The sequence below is a fragment of the Actinomadura sp. NBRC 104425 genome, from assembly GCF_030269545.1.
Classification (GTDB): Bacteria; Actinomycetota; Actinomycetes; order Streptosporangiales; family Streptosporangiaceae; genus Spirillospora; species Spirillospora keratinilytica.
The window spans coordinates 327447-343723 of the sequence record NZ_BSTN01000005.1; the positions used below are offsets into that span (position 1 = coordinate 327447).

Consider the following 16277-nt stretch of genomic DNA (forward strand, 5'->3'; position numbering starts at 1 on the left):
GCGGGGACGGAGGGCGGGTCAGAACTCGAACGGGTCGAGGTGGATCTGCCTGCGGCGCACCCGCAGGCGGCGCAGCACGGCGGTGGCGGACCGGACCATCCCGGGCGGGCCGCACAGGTACACGTCGCGGTGCCGCACGTCGGGGACCAGCTCCCGCAGGCCCTCGGGGGTGAACAGGCGCCGCGGGCCCGGCTCGTGGCGCGAGCCGAGCACGTAGCGCAGCTGGAAGCCGCGCCGCTGCGCCAGGCCGCGCAGCTCGTCGGCGAAGACGATGTCGTCGGGTCCGCTCGCCCGGTAGATCACGACGGTGTCACCGGGCAGCTCCTCCAGCAGGGCCCTCACCGGGGCGATGCCGCTGCCGCCGGCGATGAGCAGGGCGCGGCGGCGGGTGCGGTGGCCGGCGGTGAACGTCCCCGACGGGCCGTGGACGATCACCCTGGTGCCGGGGCGCATCCGGCGCAGCCCGGCGGTGTAGCCGCCGACCGCGTTCACGGTCAGCCGCAGCCACTGCTGGTTGGGCGCGGCCGACAGCGAGAACGGGTGCGACTGCCACCAGCCGCCGGCGGTCAGGAACCGCCAGCGGAAGTACTGCCCGGCCCGCGCCCCCAGCCTGTCCAGGGCGTGTCCGCCGACGTAGATGGACACCATCGTGTCCGACTCGGGGACCACGTCGACGACGTGCAGGCGGTGCCGCAGGTTCAGCCACAGCGGCTCCACCAGGCGCCCCCAGAACAGGCAGGCGATCACCAGGGCGTACAGGCCCGTCCAGAACCAGCGGGCGAAGCCGTCCTGGGACAGCTCGGACCCGGTGGCGAACTGGTGCCCGTAGCCGAGGATCAGCGCGGCGTAGGCGGACAGGTGCAGCCAGTGCCACAGCTCGTAGGGCAGGCGGCGGCGCAGCGCGCGGACGGCCAGCACACTGATCGCGACCATGATCCCGACGGCGGCGGTCGCGCCGAGCATGTCCTCGTAGGTGGTGATCAGGATGACCGTCTGCTCGGCGATCGTCACCTGGTCGGTCAGCGCGTAGCCCACGACGGTGTAGCCGACGTGCGCGAGCACCAGCACCAGCGTCCAGGCGCCCAGGCGGCGGTGCCAGCGCGTCAGGTCGTGGCCGCCGACCCATGTCTCCAGCCATGACACCCGGCTCATCATCAGCACCTGCACCATCAGCAGGTATCCGCCGACCAGTCCGGTGACCCGCCCGACCCCGGTGATGATCTCGGCCGGGGTGGTGAGCGTGACGGCGGGGGTGGCGAACACCCACAGGCCCGCGCTGGTGGCCAGCAGCGCCCAGAACAGCAGGATCACCAGCAGGCGGTTGCCCGCGATCTTCTTCCCCGGCGCGTCTTCGCGTGCGGCGCGTCCCGAGCGCGCCCCGGGCCGGGCCGAGCGCGGAGGGGCCGCCGCGCGGGCCGCCCGCTCCCGCTCCCGCGCGTCCCGCGAGTAGCGGGGCGCCGTGGCGGGACGGGCCCGGCGCGGCCTCGGGTCGGCCGGACGGCCCCCGGACTCGCCCGGACGGGTCAGGGGGTCGGCCAGGGGCGCCATGGGGTCGGCCGTCAGCGGCATCGTCAGGTTCTGCGCGAGCGCCGGGTCGTTGCGCACCGAGAGGGGCTCGTTGCGCACGGACAGCGGCTCGTTGCGCAGGGAGAGCGGGGCGTTGCGCGGGGCGAGGGTCTCGTTGCGCGCGGACGCACCCAGGTTGCGCGGGGACAGGGCCTCCTGCGGCTCGGCGGCCGGCGGCGACCACGCGCCCTCCGGGCCGACGCCGGGCGCGGGCGGGCGCACGGCCGTGCGGCGCCGGTCCCAGGAGCTGCCGTACGGTTCGCCGTCGGCGCGCCGGCGGCCGTCCCCCCATCCCGCGAACCCGTCGGAGTCGCCGTCGGCCAGGTAGGGCGCCCCGTTGCGGCCCAAACGCTCCTCCATCACCGGGCGCGGGGATCGGCCGCGGGAACCCTCTTGTCTGCGTGCACCTCGTCCTCCTCGACCGGAACCGCCCAGGCACGCGCCTCGCTGCGGACGCGTCCGGCCCGGGGCCTGACGACAAGCCGTACGGCCCGGCCGCGGGGTGCGGTTCACCGCCGGTGCGCCGGACGGGGCGCAGGCGGGGTCAGCCGCACCAGCTGTAGCGGCGTTCGGGGCGGCCCGCGACGCCGTAGCGCAGGGACACCTCGGCGCTGCCGACGGCGGCGAAATGCTCCAGGTAGCGGCGGGCGCTGACCCGGGAGACGCCGGTCAGGGCCGCGCACTCGGAGGCCGACATGCTGCCGTCGGCGTTGCGCAGGGCCCGCTCGATCAGCTCGGCCGTCTCCACGCTCATGCCCTTGGGCAGGGTGGCGGCCGGCGCGGGCACGGCGGCGCCGGCCAGGACGCGGTCGACGTCCGCCTGCCCGCGCACCACCGTGGTCAGCAGGCGCCGGCGGCGGGCCGCGTAGCGCTCCAGGCGGGGCCGCAGGTCCTCGAATTCGAACGGCTTGAGCAGGTAGTCCACGACGCCCTGGCGGACGGCGCCGCGCAGCGTCTCGGCCTCCCGCGCCGCGCTGATCACCATCACGTCGCAGTCGTGCCCGGCCGTGCGCAGCCGCGGGATGACGTCCAGGCCGAACATGTCCGGCAGGTACAGGTCGAGCAGCACCAGGTCGGGCCGCAGCCGGTCGACGGCCTCGATCGCCTCCCCGCCGGTGGCGGCCGCGCCCGCCACCCGGAACGGGCGGACCCGTTCGACGAACGCGCGGTGCACCCGGGCCACCATGAAGTCGTCCTCGACCACCAGCACGTCGATCGGGCCGGCCGGCTCGCTCATGGGCGGGCTCCTTCCGTCGTCTCGTCGGCCAGGGCGCGGACGGTCATGCGGGCGACGAACATGGCCCCCTCGGGCGTGTTGGTCACCGAGATCTCACCGCCGTGCCGCTCGCAGACCAGGCGGGTGAGGGCCAGGCCGATGCCGCGCCCGCCCTCCTGGGCGGCCTTGGTGGTGAAGCCGTGGGAGAACACCTCCTGGGCCAGTTCGGGCGCCACGCCGGGACCGGAGTCGCGCACCACGATCTCCACGCTGGAGGCATCCTGCCGCAATTCCACCTCCACCCAGGCATCGCCCCCGGTCCCGGTCGTGCCGCCGGACATGTTCCCGGACGCGGCGCCGGCCGAGGCGGCGGCGTCCACGGCGTTGTCGACCAGGTTGCCGACCACGGTCGCCACATCGGCGGCGTCCTCAGGGGCCAGGCGGTCCAGGGCGGTGCGCTCGGAGATGCGCAGCGCGACCCGGCGTTCGGCGGCCAGCGACGACTTGGCCATCAGCAGCGCGGCGACGGCGCCGTCGCGGACCCGGCGGCTGAGCGTGACGTCCAGGGCCTGGCGGTGCTGCTTGAGCGCCCGGATGTAGCGGACCACCTCGTCCTGCTCCCCGATCTGGATCAGCCCGGAGATGGTGTGCAGCTGGTTGGCGAACTCGTGGGCCTGGGCGCGCAGCAGCTCGGAGGTGCTGCGGAACGAGCCCAGTTCGCGCTCCAGGCGGGCCAGCTCGGTGCGGTCGCGCAGGGTGGTGACCGAGCCGAGCACGCGGCCGTCCTTCTCCACGGTCATCCGGTTCATCACCAGCACCCGGCCGCGGCGGATGACCACCTCGTCGCGCCGCTGCACCCCGTCGTCGGCGCCGTCGTCGGCGCCGTCGTGGGCGCCGGTGAGGACGTCGCGGAGCCGGCCGCCGATGCCGAGTTCGGCCAGGCTCTGCCCGACGCAGCCGGCGGGCAGGTCGAGCAGCCGCCGCCCCATCTCGTTGACCAGGGTGATCCGATGCTGCGGGTCCAGGGCGACCACGCCCTCGGCGATGCCGTACAGCATGGCCTCGCGGTACTCGGCAAGCCCGGCGATCTCGCGCGGCTCCAGGCCGAGGGTCTGCCGTTTGACGCGCCGCGCCAGCAGCCAGGACCCGGCCACCCCGAGCCCGCTGGCCAGGCCGAGGTAGACCAGCAGGTCGGAGGACGCGCCGGCGAGCCGCTGCCATACGGTCGGGGACTCCTCGCCGATCATGACGATGCCCAGCTGCCGGCCCAGGGTGCCCTCCGCCTCGCCGAGCACCGGGACCTGCGCCACCAGTTCGCGGCTGCCGCCCAGGGTCAGCTCGCCGGACCAGCCGCGGCCCGCGGCGGCGCCCGCGCCGAGCGGCATGCGCGCGCCGATCACCGTGGGGTCGGTGGCGCTGACGATCCGGCCGCCCGCGTCGGCGACCGTGACGGAGCTGACCCCCGACTCGGTGAGGGTGGACTGGACGAGCGGGGCGAGGGTCTCGTGCGGTGCGGGCCGCGCGAGCCGACTGCGCACCAGCGGGTTGGCGGCCAGCTGCTCGGCCAGCGCGACGACGCGGCGTCCCTCGACCCGGTTGAAGGTGGCCTCGGACTGGGCCAGCGAGATCGCGGCGACCGCCAGCAGCACCATCACGACGATGGCGAGCTGGAGCACCAGCATCTCGCCCGCGAGACTATGACGGCGGAACGGGGCGACCACGATGGACTCAATCTTCAGTACGCAACGGGTCCGGACCTGCCTGATCCGGACGGCGGGTGACGAGTCGCACAATCATGGCGCCCGCGGGCCGCGAGCGGAAGAGAGGGGTGTGATGGGGGGCACTGCGGCGCGGCTTCCGCGCGCCCTGCTCGCCGTCTGGGCGGCGCTGGTCCTGACGGCGGCGGCCGCCTGCGGGCCGTGGCCGGGGACGGCGGCGCGGCCCGGCGCCGATCTGCGGATCATGGTGCCGAACATCCCCGGCGGCGGCTACGACACCACCGCCCGCACCGCCGCCAAGGTTATGAAGGACACCGGGATCGCCCCGGACGTGCAGGTGTTCAACCTGCCGGGCGCGGGCGGGGTGGTCGGCCTGCAGCGCATCGTCGATGAGCGCGGCAACGGCCGGCTGGCCATGCAGATGGGCCTGGGGGTGCTGGGCGCCTCGTCGGTGTCGGGCGCGCGGGCGACCGTCGCGCACACCACCCCGATCGCGCGGCTGGTCGAGGAGCCGGGCGCCGTGGTGGTGCCGCGGAACTCGCCGTACCGGACGATCGGCGAGCTGGTCGCCGCGTGGCAGAAGGACCCGGCGCGGGTGACGGTCGGCGGCGGCTCGTCCCCCGGCGGCCCCGACCACCTGATGTCCATGCAGCTCGCCCAGGCCGTCGGCATCGATCCCCGGCGGGTCCGCTACAAGTCCTACGACGGGGGCGGCGGGGAGCTGCTGCCGGTGCTGCTGGACGGCAGGCTCACCTTCGGGGCCAGCGGGTTCGGCGAGCTGCTGGGGCAGATCCGCGCCGGTCAGCTGCGCGTGCTCGCCGTGACGTCCGACCGTCCCGCGCCCGCGCTCGCCGACGTGCCCACCCTCAGATCCCAGGGCATCGACCTGGTGTTCACCAACTGGCGCGGCATCGTCGCCCCGCCCGGCATCAGCGCCGACGACCGGCGCACCTGGGTGGAGGCGCTGTCCGCGCTGCGCCGCACCCGCGCGTGGAAGGCCGAGCTCGCCAAGCACGGCTGGATCGACGCGTTCGCCACCGGCGAGGAGTACGCCGCGTTCCTGGACGCGCAGAGCCGGGCCGTCGCGCGGTTCCTGGCCGGCCTCGGCGCGGCCTGACCTTCCGTTCCGCTCGCCGGACGGCGCTTCCGCCGACGCACCCCGTGAACACAACGACCACAACCTCCGTTGGTTCCGGAAGCGAGACAGGCTGTTAACACACGGGCAACATGTGGGCCACTTCACACCCCGTGATGACCCATGACGTACCGACAGGTGGTGGCATACGTGCGCCTGCGCACCCTGCTCGCGCTGCTGGGGGCCGTCGTGCTCGTGCTCGCGGGACCGCCGCTGCTGACCACCGGCAGCGGCGCCGACACCGGCACGCGGATCCCCGGCCTGCGCTTCATGGTCCCCAACACCCCCGGCGGCGGTTACGACATCACCGCCCGCACCGCCGCCCGGGACGCCGAGGACGCCGGGCTGACCCACGGCATCGAGGTGTTCAACCTGCCCGGCGCCGGCGGCACCGTCGGGCTGTCCCGGTTGGTGAGCGAGCACGGCAACGGCAAGCTCGCGATGTCCATGGGGCTGGGCGTGGTCGGCGCGGCCCGGTCCAACCACAGCCCCAAGACCCTCGCCGACACCACGCCGATCGCCCGGCTCACCGAGGAGCAGGACGTCGTCGTGGTCGCCAAGGACTCCCCGTACCGGACGATCGGCGAGCTGATCAAGGCGTGGCGCGAGGACCCCGGCAAGCTGCCGGTCGGCGGCGGCTCGTCCCCCGGCGGGCCCGACCACCTGGCGCCCATGCTGATGGCGCAGGCCGCCGGGATCGCGCCCAAGCAGGTCAACTACATCCCCTTCGACGGCGGCGGCGAGCTGCTCGCCTCGATCCTCGGCAGCAAGGTCGCCTTCGGCGTGTCCGGCGTCGGCGAGTACCTCGACCAGATCCGGTCCGGCGAGCTGCGGCTGCTGGCCGTCACCGGCACCGAACGGGTGCCCGGGCTGGACGCGCCCACCCTGCAGGAGGCCGGTTACAACGTGGACTTCACCAACTGGCGCGGCATCGTCGCCCCGCCGGGGCTGTCGGACACCGAACGCGGCAAGCTCGTCCGGCTGTTCGAGGAGCTGCACGACTCGCCGCAGTGGCGGGAGTCGATGCGCAAGAACGGCTGGAGCGACGCCTTCCTGACCGGCGAGGAGTTCGGCCGCTTCCTGGCCGAACAGGACCGGCGCGTGGTGTCGGTGCTGAAGGAGCTGGGACTGTGAGCGGCACCGGCACCCCCGCGGCGGCCGGACGCCGCTCGTGGCTGCGCGAGCACTCCGAACTCGGCGTGTGCGTCCTGCTGCTGGCGGTCGGCGCGCTGACCCTGTTCGACGCGCTGACCATGCACGTGGAGATCACCCAGCGCGGCCCGGTCGGTCCGCGCACCATGCCGATCGCGGTCGGCGCGGGACTGCTGGCCGTGGCGGCGCTGCTGGCCGTGGACGTGCTGCGCGGCGGCCGCGGCGAGGCCGAGGGCGGCGAGGACGTCGACCTGTCCGAGCCGGCCGACTGGCGCACGGTGCTGCTGCTGGCCGGGGTGTTCCTGGCCGCGGCGGCGCTGATCGAGCCGCTCGGCTTCCCCGCCGCCGGGGCGCTGCTGTTCTGGGGCGCCGCGTACGCCCTCGGCAGCCGGCGGTTCGACCGCGACCCGCTGATCGCCGCGGTGCTGTCACTGGTCACCTATGTCGTCTTCAACGACCTGCTCGGGGTGCCGCTGCCCGGCGGCCCGCTGATGGGAGTGCTGTGACATGGACGCCTTCGGCGACCTGCTGGACGGGTTCGGCACGGCGCTCACCCCGCTGAGCCTGCTGTGGGCGGCGATCGGGGTGCTGCTGGGCACCGCGATCGGGGTGCTGCCCGGCATCGGCCCGGCGATGGCCGTCGCGCTGCTGCTCCCGGTCACCTACGGGTTGGACCCGACCGGCGCGTTCATCATGTTCGCGGGCATCTACTACGGCGCCATGTTCGGCGGGTCCACCACGTCGATCCTGCTGAACACGCCCGGGGAGAGCGCCGCCGTGGTCGCGGCGATGGAGGGCCATCCGATGGCCAAGTCCGGGCGCGGCGCGCAGGCGCTGGCGGCCGCCGCCATCGGCCACTTCACCGGCGGCATGATCGGCACGCTGCTGCTGGTCGCGCTGGCCCCGGCCGTCGCCGACCTGGCCGTCGGCTTCGGCGCGCCGGACTACTTCGCCATCATGGTGCTGGCGTTCATCGCGGTGACGTCGGTGCTGGGCGCCTCCCGCGTCCGCGGGCTGGCGTCCCTGCTGATCGGCCTGGTCATCGGCCTGGTCGGGCTGGACCAGATGACCGGCCAGCAGCGGCTGACGTTCGGGTCGCTGCAGCTGGCCGACGGCATCGACGTGGTGATCGTCGCGGTCGGGCTGTTCGCGATCGGCGAGGCGCTGTGGGTGGCGGCGCACCTGCGCCGCACCGCCGCCGAGGCGATCCCGGTGGGCCGTCCCTGGCTCGGCCGCGACGACGTCAGGCGCACCTGGAAGGCGTGGCTGCGCGGCCCGCTGATCGGCTTCCCGTTCGGCGCGATCCCGGCGGGCGGCGCGGAGATCCCGACGTTCCTGTCCTATGTCACCGAGAAGCGGCTGTCCAAGCACCGCGACGACTGGGGCAGGGGCGCGATCGAGGGCGTGGCGGGTCCGGAGTCGGCGGCGTCGGCCGCCGGGACGCTGGGCTCCATGCTGACGCTGGGACTGCCGACGACGGCGGTGGCCGCGGTGATGCTGGCGGCGTTCCAGCAGTACGGGCTGCAGCCGGGCCCGCTGCTGTTCGAACGCGAGCCGGAGCTGGTGTGGGGCCTGATCGCCTCGCTGTTCGTCGGCATGGTGCTGCTGCTGGCGCTGAACCTGCCGCTGGCGCCGCTGTGGGCCAAGCTGCTGCGCATCCCGCGCCAGTACCTGTACGCGGGGATCCTGTTCTTCGCGGCGGTGGGCGCGTACGCGGTCGGCGGCGAGGTCGTCGACCTGGTCATCCTGCTGATCATCGGGCTGGTCGGGTTCGGCATGCGCCGCTACGGGCTGCCGGTGCTGCCCGCCGTCATCGGCGTGATCCTCGGCCCGAACGCCGAGCAGCAGCTGCGGCGCGCCCTGCAGATCAGCGACGGCAGCGTGTCGGGCCTGGTCAACACCCCGTTTGCGGTGGCCGTGTACGTGATCGTCGCGTTGATCGTGCTGTGGCCGCTGCTGCGCAGGGTGCCCGTCCTGCGCCGCCGCGCCGGCTGACGACCGGCTTTTTCGACCGCCCCCGCACGGCGATCTGGGGCCGGTGGACGTGCTCCCTCGCCCACCGTCCCCAGATCGCCTTTTTGCGTCCGGCGGGGCCGCCATGGGGACGGATGCCGCCGCGTCCGGCTTCACCTGCGGCGGAGCACCCTGCGCGCCACCATGTGCGAGCCCGCGACGGCCGCCGCCGCGAACGCGAGGGCCTGGACGGCGTCGCCGGGCCGGGTGGGGCGCAGGACTCCCGCGCGCCGCAGCCGCCCGCGCGCCCACAGCGTGAAGGGGATCACCACCGCCGCCGACGTGACCGACCCGGGCGTGTATCCGCGCACGGCCGCCGCCTGCGCCAGGTGCACCGCACCGTGCAGGCCGAAGCCGTCGAGCACGGTCTGGTAGAGCGCCGAACGGCCGCGCGTGCGGTGCCCGTCGGCGGCAGCGGCGGCCACCGGCACCGCCATCACCGCGACGGCGGCGGCGAACTCGCGTCCGCCGGCCGACTCCAGGGACCGCCACAGCGCGTCCGGCACCTGCGGGTACCGCTCACGCAGCCGCGGCACGCGGTCGCGGCTCCACTTCGGCATCGCGGCGACCTCCTCCGCGTCGTGCACCGCCCACGCCGCCAGCAGCCCCAGCGTGATCGCGGCGCCGACGGCCCCGTCGCGCCGCGCCTTCCCGTCTCCGCTCATGCACAGAGCATGTCAGCTCGGCCACGGAGGTTTCGCCCCGATGATGGCGCCGTCCGGCGGGCGGGAAGCGCGACGAGGCGTCCGGCGGGGCCGCTCGGCCGGGCGGGCTTCAGCCGGGCGGGAGCAGGTCGAGGGCGACCTCCAGCGCGGCGGCGTACACGGCCTCGTCGTCGGCGCCGATCTCGTTCTGCAGGACGAGGGACATGTTCAGGCTGAGCAGCGACAGCCGGGCGCGGATCTGGTCGGGCAGGCTCGCGTCCTTGTCGACCAGGATGTCGGTGAACGCCCGGAAGCGCTCGCGCGCGTCACCGCCGGCCTTCATCTCCCGCACGGCGGGCCCGTTCTCGAGCATGAACCGCATCAGCCTGCCGCCGGACCTCCTGAGGATCTCGGCGTAGCGGCGGACGACCTCGCGCCGCAGCTCTGGGGTGACCGGCTGCTCGCGCGCCCAGGCGCACAGCTCGTCGACGTCGGCCTTGAAGTCCTCGAAGAGGCTGGTGACGATGTCCTCTTTGGTCTTGAAGTGGTAGTACAGCGCCGCCTTGGTCACGCCGAGCCGTTCGGCGATCTCGCGGAGCGAGGTCTTCTCGTAGCCCTGCTCGGCGAACAGTTCCAGCGCGACCTCGCGGATCTGCTCGCGGGTGTCGCCGCGTCGTCGGGGCATGTGATCCTCCCTCCGCAAACTTACTTGACGCCCGGCTAGTTCGTAGCCTACCGTGCAGCAGGTAAAACAAACTAGCCGGGCGGCAGGTAAGTAGCCTGCCGATGTCCACGAGGGGGAATGATGACGCAGTCGCGCCAACATGCGCCGCAGGGGGCGCCTGACGGGGCGGCCGAGGAGGCGCCGCCGGCGCCGATGAGCAGGCGCCAGATCTACACGGCCATGAGCGGCCTGATGATCGGCATGCTGCTGTCGATGCTCGACAACATGGTGGTCGGCACCGCGATGCCGACGATCGTCGGTGAGCTGGGCGGGCTGGCGCACCTGTCGTGGGTGGTCACCGCTTACGCGCTGGCGACCGCCGCGGCCACCCCGATCTGGGGCAAGCTCGGCGACCTCTACGGCCGCAAGGGCATGTTCATCGCCTCGATCGTGCTGTTCCTGCTCGGGTCGGCGCTGGCGGGGATGGCACAGAGCATGGGCCAGCTGATCGCGTTCCGCGGTGTGCAGGGCCTGGGCGCGGGCGGGTTGCTGGTCGGCGCCATGGCCATCATCGGCGATCTGGTGCCGCCCCGCGAGCGCGGCCGCTACCAGGGGCTGATGGCCGCGGTGATGCCGGTGGCGATGATCGGCGGACCGCTGCTCGGCGGGTTCGTCACCGACCACCTCGACTGGCGCTGGGCCTTCTACGTCAACCTGCCGCTCGGCGGGCTGGCACTGGTGGTCACCGCGCTGACCATGCACCTGCCCAGGCGCCGGCGCGGCGCGGCCCGCATCGACTACCTGGGCGCGGCCCTGCTGGCCGCCTCCATCATCTGCCTGTCGCTGATGACCAGCTGGGGCGGCACCGAGTACGCGTGGGGCTCCAGCACGATCATCGGGCTGGGCGTCGCGACCGCCGTGACACTGGCGCTGTTCCTGCTGTGGGAACTGCGGGCCGCCGATCCCATCCTGCCGCTGCGCCTGTTCCGCAACGGCAACTTCTCGCTGGTCTCGGTGCTGGGCTTCGTCGTCGGTTTCGCCATGTTCGGCGCGGTGACGTTCCTGCCGCAGTACCAGCAGCTGGTGCAGGGCGCCTCGGCGACCAACAGCGGCCTGCTCCTGCTGCCGCTGATGCTGGGCGTGCTGGTGACCAGCGTGACCGTCGGACAGCTGGTGACCAGGACCGGCCGCTACCGCATCTACCCGATCCTGGGCGGGCTGGTCATGGCCGCGGGCATGCTGCTGCTGGCCCAGCTCACGGTCGGCTCCTCGCGGCTCACCTCCGCCCTGTTCATGGTCGTGCTCGGTGCCGGCCTGGGCTTCCTCATGCAGAACACGATGCTCATCGCGCAGAACAGCGTGCCGATGAAGGACATGGGCGCGGCCAGCGGCGCCGCCACCCTGTTCCGCACGATCGGCGGCTCGCTCGGCGTGTCCATCCTCGGCGCCGTCTACAGCCACCAGCTGACCGCCACGCTCACCGAACGGCTCGGCGAGCAGGCGGGCGAGCGGCTGGCGGGCGGCGGCGGCCAGCTCACTCCGGCCCTGCTGAAGAAGATGGACGCGGGCGTGCGGGACGCGGTGGAGCACGCGGTCGCCGCGGGCATGCACAACGCCTTCCTGTGGGCCGCCGCGTTCGCCGTGCTGGGGTTCGTCGCCGCCTGCTTCATCCGCGAGGTCCCGCTGCGCGGCGGCCCGTCCGGCGGGCAGTCCGCCGAGGACCGTCCCATGGCCGAACCCGCCGCCCTGTGATCGTCTAGCGGACCCTGCCGATACCGAAGGGGCCGTCCTCGCGAGGAGGAGGGCCCCTTCCGCGCGTGCTCTGCCGCGTGGCGGGCGCTAACCGCGCGTCCCCACCGGATGCGGCTGCTGCACCGGCGTCGCGGGACGCTCCGGCACGGGCGGGATCAGCCGGTACCGCAGGCAGTACCGCAGGCGGGGGCGCACCGGAGCGACCACGGCCCGGCGGTTGCGGTGCAGCCAGGCGATGTCGCGGCCGAACGACCACACCAGCCCGGCCAGCGCCGCGCCGACCAGGAGCATCGCGGCCGGGCGGGGCAGCACGCCCGCGGCGGTCACGACCAGGACGACGCCCTGCGCGGCGGCCACGGCCTTGCGGGCCATGCTCGGCGGCAGCGGCGCGCCCAGCCACGGCAGCGGACGGCTCGCCGCGAAGAACACGTACCTCATCAGGCCGATCGCCAGCACCCACAGGCCCAGCGACCCGGCCACGAAGACGCTCAGCACCAGGATGAGGAACGCGTCGGACTCCATGTCGAACCGCGCGCCCAGCGCCGACTCGGTCCCGGTGCGCCGGGCGACCCTGCCGTCGACGGCGTCCAGCACCAGCGCGACGGCTGCCATCGCGACCAGCACCGCGACCGGCGCCGGTGCGCGGACGGTGTCGGCGACCAGCGCCGCCGCTCCCCCGGCCAGTATCATCCTGGCCAGCGTGACACGGTCGGCGGGGCCGAGCCCGGACGCGCCGCTGCGGCGCAGCCCCGCGTCGAGCGCCGTGTACACCGCCAGGGCGTGCGCCACCCCGGCCAGCCATCCGACCAGGCCGAGGCCGGTGGTCGCCGTCAGCGTCGCCAGCAATCCGACCTGCGCGACCAACCCTGCGACGGGCCCCTGGTGCGATCTGCTCATGCGTCCCCTGCCCACGATTGCCTCCCCCTAGCGGCGTGGGATCACCGCGTACGATGACCCTTCCGGATTGGAGGGTCGCTAGTGCTACGTACGGCTCACGCGTTCTGGCTCAACGCACCCGGACGGGGGGAGATCCGCCCCGTCCGCCTGGAGCCTCCGGGCGAGGACGAAGTCGTGGTGCGCACGCTCTACTCGGCGGTGAGCCGCGGCACCGAGGCGCTGGTGTTCCGCGGCGGCGTACCCGCCTCCCAGTACGAGGCGATGCGCGCGCCCTTCCAGGAAGGCGAGTTCCCAGGGCCGGTCAAGTACGGCTACCTCAACGTCGGGGTGGTGGAGGAAGGGCCGTCCGGGCTGGTCGGCCGCACGGTGTTCTGCCTGTACCCGCACCAGACGCGCTACGTCGTGCCCGCCTCGGCGGTGACGCCGGTGCCCGACGACGTGCCGGCGTCGCGCGCCGTACTGGCCGGGACGGTGGAGACCGCGGTGAACGCGGTGTGGGACGCCGCCCCGATGCTCGGCGACCGGATCGCCGTGGTCGGGGCGGGGATGGTCGGCTGCAGCGTCGCGAAGGTGCTTTCGGGGTTCCCCGCCGTCCGGGTGCAGCTCGTCGACGTGGACCCGGCGCGCGCGGCGGTCGCCGAGGCGCTGGGCGTCGGGTTCGCCACGCCCGCGGACGCCCTGGGCGACTGCGATCTGGTCGTGCACGCCAGCGCGACCGAGGCGGGATTGAGCCGTTCGCTGGAACTGCTCGTACCAGAGGGCGTGGTGCTGGAACTGAGCTGGTACGGCGACCGCCGGGTGAGCCTGCCGCTGGGCGAGGCGTTCCACTCGCGGCGGCTGGTGGTGCGCGGCAGCCAAGTGGGCGCGGTGTCGCCCGCCCGGCGCGGGCGCCGCGGCCACGCCGACCGGATGCGCCTGGCGCTGCGGCTGCTCGCCGATCCCGCCTACGACGCGCTGATCACCGGCGAGTGCGGTTTCGAGGAGCTGCCCGCGGTGATGCCCGCGCTGGCGGGCGGCCGCGCGCATCCGCTGTGCCACCGGGTCGTGTACCACCCGGCGTGACCGGGCCCGGCACACCCGGCGCCCCGCACGACACCCCGCCGGCCCGAGGCCGGCCCTACCGAGCAGAGAGGCCCGTAGTTGTTCAGCCTGACCGTCCGTGATCATTTCATGGTGGCGCACAGCTTCCGCGGCGAGGTCTTCGGCCCCGCGCAGCGGCTGCACGGCGCGACGTTCGTGGTGGACGCGACGTTCCGCCGCGCCGAACTGGACGCCGACAACCTGGTCGTGGACATCGGGCTGGCGACCCGCGAGCTGAAACGGGTGCTCGGCGCGCTGGACTACCGCAACCTCGACGAGGAGCCCGAGTTCGCGGGGGTCAACACCACCACCGAGTTCCTGGCCAAGGTGATCGCCGACCGGCTGGCCGAACGGGTGCACGCGGGCGCGCTCGGCGAGGGCGCCCGCGGCCTGTCCGAAATCGCCGTCACCCTGCGCGAATCGCACGTCGCGTGGGCGAGCTACGAGCGGGCGCTGTGAGCGCGGCCGTCGCGGGCGCGATCGACCCCGGCTGGCTGGAGCTGCGCGAGGACGCCGACGCCGAGGCCCGCGCCGCCGGCCTGCTCGACCCGCTGCGCGCGCACCTGGCCGGGCGGGCGGCGCGGCCGCTGGTCGTGCGGGACCTCGGCTGCGGCACCGGGTCCATGGCGCGCTGGCTCGCCGGGCGGCTGCCCGGCCCGCAGCACTGGGTGCTCTACGACCACGACCCGGCGCTGCTGGCCCTGGCCGCCGCGCGGCTGCCCGCCCGGACCGCGGACGGCGGCGCGGTCACGGCCGAGGCGCACCGCCGCGACATCACCCGGCTGCGCGCGGCGGACCTGGCCGGCACGTCGCTGGTGACCGCTTCGGCGCTGCTGGACCTGCTCACCGGGCCGGAGGTGGCCGGCCTGGCCGAGGCGTGCGCCGGGGCGGGCGTCCCGGCGCTGCTGGTGCTGTCGGTGGTCGGGCGCGTCGAGCTGGCGCCGGCCGACCCGCTCGACGGTGCGATCGCCGAGGCCTTCAACGCGCACCAGCGCCGCTCCCGGGGGGCGCCCGTCCCGGTGACGCTGCCGCGGACGACCGCGCGCAAGCTCGGCCCGGACGCGGTGGACGCGGCCGCCGAGGCGTTCGCCCGCGCGGGCATGGCCGTGCACCGCCGTCCCAGCCCGTGGCGGCTCGGCCCCGCGCGGGCCGCGCTGACCGCCGAGTGGCTGCGCGGCTGGGTCCGGTACGCGGTCGAGCAGCGCCCCGCGCTGGCCGCGCCGGCGGGCCCGTACCTGCGCCGCCGGCTCCGCCAGTGCGCGGCGGGCGAGCTGCGCGCCGTCGTCGGCCACGAGGATCTGCTGGCGCTTCCGGCGGGCGGGTGAGGAAGGACGATGCGGGGTCTGCTGGGACGGGTGCGGATGTTCGCCGCGCCGGTCATCATCGGCGTGCTGGTCTGGCAGGTCGGCACCGGGGCGTTCGTCGCCGGGCTGCGGATGATCGACGCGGGCGGGGTGCTGGCCGCGCTCGGGATCGGCGCGGCGACCACGGTGCTGTGCGCCGGGCGGTGGTGCCTGGTGGCGCGGCGGCTGGGCCTGCGGCTGCCGCTGGGCCAGGCGGTCCGGGACTACTACCGGTCGCTGTTTTTGAACGCGGTGCTGCCCGCGGGGCTGCTCGGCGACGTGCATCGCGCGGTGCGGCACGGCAGGCAGGAGGGCGACGTGGGCCGCGGCGTGCGCGCGGTGGCGCTGGAGCGGGCCGCCGGGCAGGCCGCGATCATCGTCGCGGGGGTGGCGGTGCTGCTGGCGCGTCCCGCGGTCGTCCCGGCGGCGCTGCACGACACGGTGCTGGCCGCCGGTGCGATGTCCGCGGCGGTGGCGGTGACAGTGCCCGTCGCGGCCGCCACGCTGGGACGGCGCTGGGCGCAGGGCGGCTCGCGGTGGCTGCGCGGCCTGGCGGCCGCGCTGGACGACGCGCGGACGGGCCTGCTGTCACGGCGTGCGTGGCCGGGTGTCACGCTGCTGTCGGCGGCGGCGCTGGCCGGTCATCTGACGCTGTTCGTGGTGGCGGCGCGCACCGCCGGAGCGACCGCGCCGGTCGCCCAGCTGCTGCCGCCGATGGTGCTGGCGCTGCTGGCCATGGGGCTGCCGGTGGGCGTCGGCGGCTGGGGGCCGCGCGAGGGCGTGGCCACGCTGGCGTTCGGCTCCGCCGGCCTGGGCGCGGCTCTCGGCCTGTCCGCCGCCGTCGTGTACGGGGTGCTCGCGCTGGTCTCGAGCCTGCCGGGCGCCGCCGTCCTGCTCGCCGCAAGAACCGACCTCAGGGCGCCCCTGGGGTCCTGGCGCAGGAGGGTCGGCCTGGCCCGGGAGGGCTAGGTGTACTGACCATGGACGTTGGTGACGGCGACACAGCTGGATGATCTTGAAATGGGGAGGACCTCCTGGCGTGGTGTGAGTCGACGAAACTTCGCACCACCCGCCGGGAGGTCCTCGTGCCCCACCGT

At 74.5% G+C, this 16277-nt stretch carries 15 protein-coding genes; 9 read left to right on the forward strand and 6 right to left on the reverse strand.

Going from position 1 to position 16277, the window contains the following annotated elements:
* Window positions 1-18: 18 nt before the first annotated feature.
* From QSK22_RS11300 to QSK22_RS11310, 3 genes are all read right to left on the reverse strand, one after another.
* The gene (locus QSK22_RS11300; RefSeq protein WP_285494025.1) at window positions 19-1926 is read right to left on the reverse strand and encodes a ferredoxin reductase family protein; all 1908 of its coding nucleotides are present in this window, start codon (window positions 1924-1926) and stop codon (window positions 19-21) included.
* 184 nt (window positions 1927-2110) lie between these two features.
* On the reverse strand, window positions 2111-2803 hold the full coding sequence (locus QSK22_RS11305) for a response regulator (protein WP_285494026.1): 693 nt from the start codon (window positions 2801-2803) through the stop codon (window positions 2111-2113).
* Window positions 2800-4464 (reverse strand): sensor histidine kinase, encoded by a 1665-nt coding sequence (locus QSK22_RS11310; RefSeq protein ID WP_285494027.1) that lies wholly within the window; start codon window positions 4462-4464, stop codon window positions 2800-2802. Before QSK22_RS11310 ends, QSK22_RS11305 begins: the two co-directional genes overlap by 4 nt.
* A gap of 151 nt (window positions 4465-4615) precedes the next feature.
* Here QSK22_RS11310 and QSK22_RS11315 point away from each other — a divergent pair, with 151 nt between their 5' ends.
* The 4 genes from QSK22_RS11315 (at window position 4616) to QSK22_RS11330 (ending at window position 8782) form a co-directional block, all read left to right on the forward strand.
* Window positions 4616-5617, forward strand: a complete 1002-nt coding sequence (locus QSK22_RS11315) for a tripartite tricarboxylate transporter substrate binding protein (RefSeq protein WP_285494028.1) — start codon at window positions 4616-4618, stop codon at window positions 5615-5617.
* 141 nt (window positions 5618-5758) lie between these two features.
* Window positions 5759-6769, forward strand: coding sequence for a Bug family tripartite tricarboxylate transporter substrate binding protein (locus QSK22_RS11320; protein WP_285494029.1), 1011 nt, complete (start codon window positions 5759-5761; stop codon window positions 6767-6769).
* Complete coding sequence (locus tag QSK22_RS11325) at window positions 6766-7293, forward strand: tripartite tricarboxylate transporter TctB family protein (protein WP_285494030.1); 528 nt, start codon at window positions 6766-6768, stop codon at window positions 7291-7293. Before QSK22_RS11320 ends, QSK22_RS11325 begins: the two co-directional genes overlap by 4 nt.
* Window position 7294: 1 nt before the next feature.
* Entirely contained in the window at window positions 7295-8782 is a 1488-nt protein-coding gene (locus QSK22_RS11330; protein WP_285494031.1) for a tripartite tricarboxylate transporter permease, read from the forward strand.
* 131 nt (window positions 8783-8913) lie between these two features.
* On the opposite strand, the gene QSK22_RS11335 is transcribed toward QSK22_RS11330, so the two are convergent.
* Together QSK22_RS11335 and QSK22_RS11340 are read right to left on the reverse strand one after the other, a co-directional pair.
* Window positions 8914-9465, reverse strand: a complete 552-nt coding sequence (locus QSK22_RS11335; RefSeq protein ID WP_285494032.1) for an HXXEE domain-containing protein — start codon at window positions 9463-9465, stop codon at window positions 8914-8916.
* Window positions 9466-9574: 109 nt separating this feature from the next.
* Entirely contained in the window at window positions 9575-10129 is a 555-nt protein-coding gene (locus QSK22_RS11340) for a TetR/AcrR family transcriptional regulator (protein ID WP_285494033.1), read from the reverse strand.
* A 120-nt stretch (window positions 10130-10249) separates the two neighbouring features.
* Here QSK22_RS11340 and QSK22_RS11345 point away from each other — a divergent pair, with 120 nt between their 5' ends.
* The gene (locus QSK22_RS11345) at window positions 10250-11860 is read left to right on the forward strand and encodes an MDR family MFS transporter (RefSeq protein ID WP_285494034.1); all 1611 of its coding nucleotides are present in this window, start codon (window positions 10250-10252) and stop codon (window positions 11858-11860) included.
* 87 nt (window positions 11861-11947) lie between these two features.
* Here QSK22_RS11345 and QSK22_RS11350 read toward each other — a convergent pair whose 3' ends face one another.
* Window positions 11948-12757 (reverse strand): CDP-alcohol phosphatidyltransferase family protein, encoded by an 810-nt coding sequence (locus tag QSK22_RS11350; protein ID WP_285494035.1) that lies wholly within the window; start codon window positions 12755-12757, stop codon window positions 11948-11950.
* 81 nt (window positions 12758-12838) lie between these two features.
* Between QSK22_RS11350 and QSK22_RS11355 the strand changes: the two genes are divergently transcribed.
* The 4 genes from QSK22_RS11355 to QSK22_RS11370 all read left to right on the forward strand — a co-directional run bounded on the left by QSK22_RS11355 (window position 12839) and on the right by QSK22_RS11370 (window position 16149).
* Window positions 12839-13819 (forward strand): zinc-dependent alcohol dehydrogenase, encoded by a 981-nt coding sequence (locus QSK22_RS11355; protein WP_285494036.1) that lies wholly within the window; start codon window positions 12839-12841, stop codon window positions 13817-13819.
* Window positions 13820-13897: 78 nt separating this feature from the next.
* Window positions 13898-14296, forward strand: coding sequence for a 6-pyruvoyl trahydropterin synthase family protein (locus tag QSK22_RS11360; protein ID WP_285494037.1), 399 nt, complete (start codon window positions 13898-13900; stop codon window positions 14294-14296).
* On the forward strand, window positions 14293-15162 hold the full coding sequence (locus QSK22_RS11365) for a methyltransferase domain-containing protein (protein WP_285494038.1): 870 nt from the start codon (window positions 14293-14295) through the stop codon (window positions 15160-15162). Before QSK22_RS11360 ends, QSK22_RS11365 begins: the two co-directional genes overlap by 4 nt.
* A gap of 9 nt (window positions 15163-15171) precedes the next feature.
* Window positions 15172-16149 carry a lysylphosphatidylglycerol synthase transmembrane domain-containing protein gene (locus QSK22_RS11370; protein WP_285494039.1) on the forward strand — a complete coding sequence of 326 codons (978 nt, stop codon included), beginning with the start codon at window positions 15172-15174 and terminating at the stop codon, window positions 16147-16149.
* Window positions 16150-16277: the final 128 nt, after the last annotated feature.

What these genes read in the sequence shown, in the direction of transcription:
- QSK22_RS11310 (WP_285494027.1), bottom strand. Translation starts at nt 4,464, where the DNA reads ATGCTGGTGCTCCAGCTCGCCATCGTCGTGATGGTGCTGCTGGCGGTC.
- QSK22_RS11305 (WP_285494026.1), bottom strand. Translation starts at nt 2,803, where the DNA reads ATGAGCGAGCCGGCCGGCCCGATCGACGTGCTGGTGGTCGAGGACGAC.
- QSK22_RS11315 (WP_285494028.1), top strand. Translation starts at nt 4,616, where the DNA reads ATGGGGGGCACTGCGGCGCGGCTTCCGCGCGCCCTGCTCGCCGTCTGG.
- QSK22_RS11330 (WP_285494031.1), top strand. Translation starts at nt 7,295, where the DNA reads ATGGACGCCTTCGGCGACCTGCTGGACGGGTTCGGCACGGCGCTCACC.
- QSK22_RS11320 (WP_285494029.1), top strand. Translation starts at nt 5,759, where the DNA reads ATGACGTACCGACAGGTGGTGGCATACGTGCGCCTGCGCACCCTGCTC.
- QSK22_RS11350 (WP_285494035.1), bottom strand. Translation starts at nt 12,757, where the DNA reads ATGAGCAGATCGCACCAGGGGCCCGTCGCAGGGTTGGTCGCGCAGGTC.
- QSK22_RS11300 (WP_285494025.1), bottom strand. Translation starts at nt 1,926, where the DNA reads ATGGAGGAGCGTTTGGGCCGCAACGGGGCGCCCTACCTGGCCGACGGC.
- QSK22_RS11345 (WP_285494034.1), top strand. Translation starts at nt 10,250, where the DNA reads ATGACGCAGTCGCGCCAACATGCGCCGCAGGGGGCGCCTGACGGGGCG.
- QSK22_RS11340 (WP_285494033.1), bottom strand. Translation starts at nt 10,129, where the DNA reads ATGCCCCGACGACGCGGCGACACCCGCGAGCAGATCCGCGAGGTCGCG.
- QSK22_RS11335 (WP_285494032.1), bottom strand. Translation starts at nt 9,465, where the DNA reads ATGAGCGGAGACGGGAAGGCGCGGCGCGACGGGGCCGTCGGCGCCGCG.
- QSK22_RS11370 (WP_285494039.1), top strand. Translation starts at nt 15,172, where the DNA reads ATGCGGGGTCTGCTGGGACGGGTGCGGATGTTCGCCGCGCCGGTCATC.